Source organism: Mesorhizobium sp. M2A.F.Ca.ET.037.01.1.1 (assembly GCF_003998075.1).
Classification (GTDB): domain Bacteria; phylum Pseudomonadota; class Alphaproteobacteria; order Rhizobiales; family Rhizobiaceae; genus Mesorhizobium.
The window spans coordinates 1-1,341 of the sequence record NZ_RZSA01001357.1 but is presented as its reverse complement, the minus strand read 5'-3'; the positions used below and the strand labels follow the sequence as shown (position 1 = coordinate 1,341).

General features: G+C 61.4%; 2 protein-coding genes. One reads left to right on the top strand and one right to left on the bottom strand.

The annotated features are described in order from the left end of the window. The coding region (locus EOA27_RS36705) for an SDR family oxidoreductase (protein ID WP_127258749.1) at positions 1–711 on the bottom strand (711 nt) is incomplete at its 3' end. 116 nt (positions 712–827) lie between these two features. On the opposite strand from EOA27_RS36705, the gene EOA27_RS36700 reads away from it, so the two are divergent. Continuing rightward, positions 828–1,341, top strand: a 514-nt coding sequence (locus EOA27_RS36700; protein ID WP_245491330.1) for a TetR/AcrR family transcriptional regulator, incomplete at its 3' end; no start/stop codon positions are given.

Below are 1,341 nucleotides of genomic sequence, written 5' to 3'. Positions count from 1 at the left end.
GACCGCACCCGTAATCAGACTTGCAGCGGGACCGGCAAGGAACGCGACGGCGCTCGCGACTTCACGGGGCTCGCCAAAACGGCCCAGCGACGTCAGGCTCCGCTGATAATCAGCATTCTCGCCATTGGCCGGGTTCATCTCCGTATCGGTCGAACCCGGCAGAACCAAATTTACGGTAATGCCCTGAGGGCCGAGTTCGCGCGAGAGGCCTCGCGTGAACGACAGCAGTGCCGACTTCGACATGGCGTAAGCCGTCACCCCTGGGAATGGAACACGCTCGGCAAGCGAGGAGCCGATGGAGACGATGCGGCCTCCTGATGAGAGGTGCGGGATCGCTGCCTGGGCAAAGAGGACTGGCGCGCGAACATTAACGTCCAGCATGGCCTGCAGGTCGACCAGCGACAGGTCCGCCGTCATTCCAGCCGTTCCGACGCCCGCGCTGTTGACCAGAATATCGAGGCCTCCAAACGCATCGACAGTCTCGGTGACGGCACGGCTGATAGCTTCCGGGTCGGCACTATCGGCTTGAATGGCGAGCCCCCGCCGTCCTTTCTCCTCGATCGAACCGACCACGGTCGCGGCCCGATCGGCAGAGCGCTGATAGGTAACGGCGACATCAGCCCCATGCTCGGCAAGCGCAATCGCGATCGCAGCCCCTATTCCCCGTGAGCCACCGTTCACCAGAGCCCGTTTTCCAAGCAAATTCATCATCCGTTCCTTTTATGCAGCGATCGCTGCATAAATCGATAGGCTCGTTGCAAAGCGCCGTCAACTGATTTATGCAGTGATCGATGTATAATAAGACTCAAGCTCCTCTGAACAGCCCAATGCCGACACGCCCCACACGCGGCCGGCCGCGGGAATTCGATCGCCTGGCCGCGCTCGCAGCCGCGACAAGGCTGTTCTGGATCAAGGGATACGAGGCGACCTCGATCGCCGATCTGACGGATGCGATGGGGATCGGAACAAAGAGCCTCTATGCGGCCTTTGGCTCGAAGGACACGCTCTACACGGAAGCGCTCCGATACTATTACACGACCTATGAGGGTTTGGTCTGGACGCGGTTCCGGAAGGCCTCGACGGCACGAGAGGCGGCGCTGGCATTTCTTCAGGACTCCGCCGTGGCCATGACGGGTGGAGATTGCGATCTGCCCCATGGGTGCATGGCGACGCTCGCTACCGTGGGCAGCGAAGGGCATTCCGAACTTGGCGAACTCATGCGGGCGACACGCGCGGGTGGTTTCGATCTCCTCAAGGCTCGCTTCGACAAAGCCAAAGGCGACGGGGATCTCCAGGCCATGGCAGACACGACCAAGCTGGCGAGGTTCGTGCAGACTGTAC